Raw genomic sequence first — 7,355 nt, forward strand, 5'->3', positions numbered from 1 at the left:
TGACGTTGCCGATCCTGGCATGATTCGGATCAAGAAACGCGCGCGGACGAGACCTTGATGATCAGCCGGCAATCTTAAGAACAGACGTGCGACCGAAGCATGGTGAGCGCACTGGCTACCCCTGCTGGATAGTTGACCCATCCTTCAGTGGGCTTGCGTAAGCTTGTCCTCGCGAACAACGATGGGAGCAAGCTGGTCCGTCCATGGCCCCGAAGAAAGAAGACACGCTGGAGGCCAAATCCGTCAGGATCAGCTTGCTGACCTGAGGACCGGTCGCGAACCCGCGCTAGCAAGGCCGCGTCCGACCACGGCGCCTGTCCCACGAAATGCAGCAGAGACTGATGCTTGGCCGACACCCGCAACGCCACGCCATTTTGCAGAACTTGACGCACACAACTAAGCACAACCTGGCCTCCTTGCCCCGCCCTTTGCGGTAGAGCCTGGCGTCGGGGTCCGTAGTCGAGGCGTGCGTCTCGTTCGATCGCCTCTCGCCGCGGAGGTCCGCCGCCTTCTGCCGGCGGTTCGCCATGACCGCCGCTTGGGCCGCCCTTTGGCTTGACGCTCTTCATCGAAGCCCAGGCCTCGATCAGCGTGCCGTCGACCGAGAAGTGATCCGTGGACAGGAGCTTCTTTGGGTTGCGCCAGCACGGCCGCCAGGAACTTCGCCGCGATATCGCCCTCCAGCAGCCGGTCACGGTTTTTGGAGAACACCGAATGGTCCCAGGCTGCGTCGTCGACGCCGATGCCGACGAACCAGCGGAACAAGAGGTCGTATTCCAACCGTTCCATCAAAAGCCGCTCCGAGCGGATCGAATAGAACGCCTGCAAAAGCATCGCCCGCAGCAGCTTCTCCGGCGGGATAGATGGCCGTCCGATCGGCGAATATAGCGCCGCGAACTCACGCTCCAGCCTCGACAGGGCTTCAGTCACGATCGTCCTGATCGCCCGCAATGGATGATTGCGCCGAACCCGGACCTCAAGGTCCACGTAGCTGTAAAGTTCGCCAGTTCGATCGTCGCCGCCGCGCACTCGCCACCTCCGAATCCCTTCGGAGCCAGTGAATCATTGCTGCGGTCCGGTGGCGAGGGCCTTTTTCAACAGCCTGCTAGCTCAAATCAAGTCACCAACGTATCTCATTTCACAATGCTCGGACCGCACGGTGCCAACAGTATTATCGAGATGCGGATAGCTTTTTTGTTGCGGCCACCGTTGGGCAGGATCTAAGTGTTCGGCTCTGGGAGTGGGGGCATAATTGTCAGAATCCGAAAAGTCAGTCTTCCAAAGCGATCTACCGCTAAAGGAGAAGCTCGAGCGCGCCAGGATGGAGTTGCTCGACCTCTCCGCACGTAATCGCCTTTTGAACGTGCCCCGGTTTTCAAAGAGTGCGAAAACGATCGACATCGTCGATGAGCGGTCATCCGAGGTCTATCGGTTGCTGGTGAATGAAGGGAAGGTCTTTACGTTCATCGCAGGCAAGCCTGATAGACCAAAGGCTGGCCAAGAAGGCTCTGCTACGGAAGACGAGATCGACTACTCCCCCATTTCCCTTGCTCAGCCAGAGGACGATGAAGCGGACGACAGGGGAGTGTTTGCGCGACATTCAGACACCAAACTGCAGACGCGGATGACCCCCACCGGCTTGCAACGCCGGCTTCTCGATCTCCATCACGATGCCAGGACGCTAGAGGAGGAGCAGGGCGTCAACATCCTCTTTCTGGCTCTCGGGATGCTGAAGTGGATTGACCCGAACAACAAGGAAAACATCCGTCAAGCACCGCTCATTTTGGTGCCGGTCCGGCTCGAGCGAGGAACGGCTGGAGAGAAGTTTCGGCTGCGCGCCAGGCCAGAGGATCAGAGCGCGAACCTCTCCCTTGAGCTCTATCTGGATCGGATGCACAAGCTCGCCATGCCGAGCTTCGATGCGGGAGACGACTTCGACGCCTCAAAGTATCTCGATGCCGTGGCCGAAGCGGTTTCAACCAAAGAGGGTTGGGAGGTGCTCCGGGATGATATGGTGCTGGGCTTCTTCTCGTTCGCGAAGTTCTTGATGTACCGGGATCTTGATCCTGAGATCTGGCCCGAGGCCTCCAAGATAATCGAGCAGCCGAAGATCCGCTCGCTCCTTTCCGACGGCTTTGAAGCGCGCGAGCCGCTGATGTCTGACGACATCGCGATTGATCCGCACATTGCGCCAGCGGAGATGTTGCACATCGTCGACAGCGACAGTTCCCAGACACTTGCGATCCATGATGTCAGAAAGGGTCGCGACCTTGTGATCCAGGGCCCCCCAGGCACTGGCAAATCGCAGACGATTGCGAATGTTATCGCGTCGGCCGTGGCCGACGGAAAGACCGTCCTTTTTGTGGCTGAAAAAATGGCCGCGCTGGAGGTCGTGAAGCGCCGCCTCGACAATGCCGGGGTAGGGGACGTGTGCCTGGAACTCCACAGCAACAAGGCGAACAAGCGCATGATGCTGGAGGAACTGCGTCGTACCTGGCAGCTTTGGATCGCCTCGAGGACAATTCCCATCTGCGCTGACCGATCAGTTGTCGCAGGCGCGCGACAGGCTCAATGCGCATGCCGACCGGATGCATGTTCCGTTCGGCGCATCCGCCCTGACGCCCTACCAGGTTTTCGGCCAGCTAACCCGGCTCAGGCAGAACGGGCAAAAACCCGTAGATATCGAGCTCGAGGGTGCCGTCCATTGGACGAGTGAAGGCGTTTCGTCACGCCGGAAGCTTCTCGACGAGGTCTCTCAACGGATCAACGAAATCGGGCTACCCATCCACCATCCCTGGAGAGGGGTAGGCCTGGACGTCGTACTGCCGACCACGGTCGAGCGGCTCGTCCCGCGCATCGGGTCATTGCTCGATCAAGCGAAGGCTGTGCAGGCAAAACTGATCGACATTGCCGCGCGGACCGGGGCCGGGCCTTCGCGAATTCTCAGCGACAGCGGCGACATAGAAGATCACGCAGAACTGCTTGCGTCCGCACCAGAGCTTCCCGCCGATGCGTTGGTCTCGCCGGTGTGGGACGACCATCCTAAGGAGATCTCATCGCTTCTTTGGACAGGATCGGATTTCGCCCGCAAATTCGAAGACGTTTCGCAGCATTTGGTGGCGACGGCGATCGACACCCCAATTGAAGGTCTCGAGGCAGAGCTTGCAAAGCTGCCATCGGAATTCCCGAAAGACGGTTTTGTCCGTGCGCACCAGCTGACCGTTCTGCTCCCGCGCTTGCGGGATGAAGCGGAGCGGCTGAACCAGGAGCTGGGATCAACGGTTGTACCGGACACGTTGGCTGGGCTGGTTAGATTGATCGTGACGGGGGAGAGAGTTGCGGCCGCCCCTGACGCGAGCCCTGAAGCGTTTGCCGCGACCGTTTGGGACACAGGACTTGAACAAGCGGCGGACCTTGCCGAGAGCGTCGCGACGCTTGAGGCAGTCCAAGCAGAGCTGAAGGGCAAAGTTGTCGATGCTGCCTGGAACACGGAGGTTGCACCGACAAGGCAAGCCCTCGCTAGTCATACGGGTCTGTTGAAGGCATTGAGCGGCGACTACCGTCGCGCCAAAGCCCTTCTGCGGTCCCTTTTAGTCGATCCTAACGCGCCGTCGACTGAGACAGTGCGTCTCCTAGACGTGTTGATGAAGGGGCAAGCGGCGGCCACGAAGATTCGTGACGGTGACGCCTTTGGTCGTTCCGCCTTCGGAGCAGATTGGCGCCGGGAGAAATCCTCGTCGGCTCCGCTCTTGGCTCTAGTGGAATGGATGCGCACGCTAAGGGGACTTGGCTCGGAACCGCGACTTATTGCTGGTCGGATGGCCGAGCGCTCTGAAGCGGGCGCGCGGGCGCTCCGGGTTCGCAAGGTGATCGATATCGGCCGGCCGATGATCGAGGGTTTCTGGAATGATCTCGGCCACCTCGCGCCGTCCATGCTGGGTGACGTCGCCTCCGCCGAAAGGGCTTCACTGCAGCTGATGGAAGTGAAGGCGCGATCCGTGGCTCAAGCGGACGAAGCGTCTCGAGAGGTTCTGGCCAGCCTGCCTGATCAGCTATCCGGTCGGGTGGAGCTCGTCCGACGACTGGGCGCCCTACAGAAGCTTGCTCAAGAGATCGATGCTGCTCACGGCATTGGCATGTCCGCATTTGGCTCGTCTTGGCTGGGGCGAGGATCCGACTGGGCCGCGCTTACGCAGGCCGAGCTCTGGTTGAAAAACAATACCGCACTCCGACATCTGGTCGCGCGTCTGCCTGACAGGGTCGAGATCGCAAAATCAGCTCGTGCAACGCGAGAAACGACCCAGGCCGCGGCACTGCGGTTGAAGGCGCTTGCGGACGATTTGAAAGCTGATGCTTCGTCTTTGTTCGGAGTAGGCGATTTCTCTGAGGTCGTGATTGCTGAGTTGATTGCCCGATTGGAGACCTGGGTCGAGCATCAGGAACAGCTCTCGAAATGGGTTGCCTACGAAGAACGATCTGAGAGTGCCCGAAAGGCGGGACTAGGACAGTTGATCGGCGGCCTGGCCAATGGCCAGGTTCCAACCGCATCGGCGCGATCGGTCTTCGACATGGCCTATTACGAGAAAATGCTGACGGCGATGGCGAACAAGGAGCCGGACCTCGGGAGGTTTGACGGCGAGCTCCATTCGAGAGCTGTCCGCGACTTTGCGGATTTGGACCGGCAGAGGATCAAGGCTAGCGCCATCGAGGTCGTGACCGCGCATCATCGCAAGATCCCCTCAAGAGATGGCGGAGCTGGGCCTGTCGGTTTGCTTCGATCTGAGATGGCGCGCAGAAGAGGCCATATGCCTATCCGGCAGTTGATGCTGAGGGCAGGACCTGCTGTCCAGGCGTTGAAGCCGGTGTTCATGATGAGCCCACTTTCGGTGGCGCAGTTCTTGTCGCCCGGTCGAATGTCGTTCGACCTCCTGGTTATGGACGAAGCGTCTCAGATCCAGCCGGTGGACGCACTCGGCGCAATTGCCAGGGCGAACCAGGTAGTCGTCGTTGGCGATGAACGCCAGCTGCCACCGACGACATTCTTTGCGAAGATGACGGGCTCGCAATCTGAAGATGACGACGGCGAGGGTGCGCAGGTCGCTGACATCGAGAGCATTCTCGGGCTTTTCACAGCCCGTGGTTTGCCACAGCGCATGCTTCGCTGGCACTACCGCAGTCGACATCAATCGCTCATCGCCGTGTCGAATAGCCAGTTCTACGACAACCGGCTCTTCATCGTCCCAAGTCCGTATACCCAAGAGGCTGGTATGGGGCTGCGGTTCCATTACGTGCCGGACGGAGTGTTCGATTCAGGTGGGACAGGGACGAACCCGATCGAGGCGCGTGCCGTAGCAGAAGCGATCATTCGTCACGCGAAGTCCAATCCACAAGAGTCTCTTGGCGTTGCGACTTTTTCTGTCAGCCAACGCCGTGCGATCCAAGATGAGCTTGAAGCCCTGCGGCGGTTGAATCCGGACACCGAAGACTTCTTCCACGCCCATCCGAGTGAGCCGTTTTTCGTCAAGAACCTGGAGAACGTTCAAGGCGACGAGCGGGACGTGATCATGATCTCGGTGGGATACGCGAAGAATTCCCAGGGCTACATGGCCATGCGCTTCGGCCCACTCGGTTCGGAAGGCGGAGAACGTCGACTCAACGTTCTCATAAGCCGGGCTAAGCGTGCCTGTGAGGTGTACGCGTCGATAACAGATGAGGACATCGACCTCGAGCGCGGAAAGGGTAAGGGGGTCTTTGCCTTCAAGCTCTTTTTGCACTACGCGAGGACTGGACGCATCTCGCTTGCTCAGACGACGACCAGAGAGATGGATTCAATCTTTGAAGAACAGGTAGCCAACGCCTTGATTGAACGAGGCTATCAGGTCCATGCACAGGTGGGTATCGCGGGCTTCTTCATCGATCTGGCAGTTGCTGATCCGGAGCGGGCAGGGCGCTACCTGCTAGGCATCGAATGCGACGGTGCCGAGTATCACTCCTCGCGCTCCGCAAGAGATCGGGATCGGCTTCGCCCGGCTGTGCTCGAAGACCACGGCTGGATAATTCACCGCATCTGGAGTGCCGATTGGTTCCAGCGTCCGCGTGAACAGCTCGAGCGGACGGTGGCGGCGATCGAGGCTGCAACGAGAGAACTTGCTGAACGGGCGGAGTTGGGAAACCAGAGAGGCCGTGGGGCGGCCGTACAAGTCGTGACGGTCGACCGGGGTAACGTCACCGAAATCGGGTTGGAGACTACGAATGGAGCCGCGACATCAGATCGAGCCTACGCAGAAGCAAGTGTACAGAGACCGCCCGGGCAGTTTGAACTTCACGAGACGCCCACCGGTCTCCTGGCTGGGCTGGTCGAGCAAATCGTCGCCGCAGAGACGCCAGTCCATCTCGATGAGGTAGTATCGCGCATTCGGGATGCATGGGGCCTACAGCGGGCCGGCGGCAGGATTCAGGACGCGATTGAGCCTGGTCTTGTTATCGCCGAAGCGCGGGGAGTGGTGGCGCGTCGAGGCGACTTCTGCTTCAAACCGGGCGCGCCTATTCAGCTACGCGACCGCAGTGGTGTCATGTCGCCTGGATTGCGTAAGCCCGAAATGATCTCCTCGGAGGAAGTTGCCCAGGGTGCAATCGAGGTGGTGAGATCCAATCTCGGCGCGACGGAGGACGAAATCGCAACGAGCGTCTCGAGGATGCTGGGCTTCAAAGCCACGAGCGCGCAGCTGAGGCAATTGATTTCAGCGGCGGTCGCCGGTGCTGTTGCGAATGGATCGTTGCGGTACCAAGACGGCCTGCTGATAGACGGCGCAAACGGTCAGTAAGAAATCAGCGAGGACGCGAGGGTGGACCGCCACCCTCGCAAGATCATGGCGAACCTGGGGACAAACTCTGCCCTTGGCTGGAGGCTGAATGGCGTTTCGATTTGTCCATAAGGCAGACATTCATCTGGATTCACTTGGAGCACAAGTCACCGCCTGTCGCCGAAAGATAAAAGCAGTGCTAGAAACAAAAGGCGGGCATGCAGCCGCCGCTGCCTATCCAGGTCCACGAGGTTCCTAGGCGTGTTCTTGTGGTTTCCAACTTCCGCAAAAAAAGCCGACTGACGGGGTGACATTCGGCTCCGAAACGCTGCCTCAGTTGAGCAATGGCACCGTTGCCGAAAAGCGCGACGTCCGTTATCGGCCTCCGCGGCCAGAAGCAACTCGCTCATAAAATCGTGACAGCATGTCGCGCCCGCCGCGACATTGCCGATCCCGACATGCTCGGCAGATACGAAAGCCGACTGCGTCAGTCGGCGGCACCGCTGTATCATGCTACGAATGTACTTGTCGCTCTCTACTCAGGCGAGCACC

3 pseudogenes are annotated in these 7,355 nt (G+C 59.5%); 2 read left to right on the top strand and 1 reads right to left on the bottom strand.

Annotated features, from left to right (window positions below):
* Window positions 1–394: 394 nt before the first annotated feature.
* A pseudogene (locus tag NKJ09_RS32255) lies at window positions 395–1,029 on the bottom strand (IS5 family transposase); the annotation flags it as partial.
* Window positions 1,030–1,252: 223 nt separating this feature from the next.
* Between NKJ09_RS32255 and NKJ09_RS32645 the strand changes: the two are divergent.
* A pseudogene (locus NKJ09_RS32645) lies at window positions 1,253–6,824 on the top strand (DUF3320 domain-containing protein).
* A gap of 323 nt (window positions 6,825–7,147) precedes the next feature.
* Window positions 7,148–7,355: pseudogene (locus NKJ09_RS32270) on the top strand (hypothetical protein); the annotation flags it as partial.

Origin of the sequence: Mesorhizobium sp. M0189 (assembly GCF_040322135.1) — a bacterium.
In the GTDB taxonomy this organism is placed as follows: domain Bacteria; phylum Pseudomonadota; class Alphaproteobacteria; order Rhizobiales; family Rhizobiaceae; genus Mesorhizobium.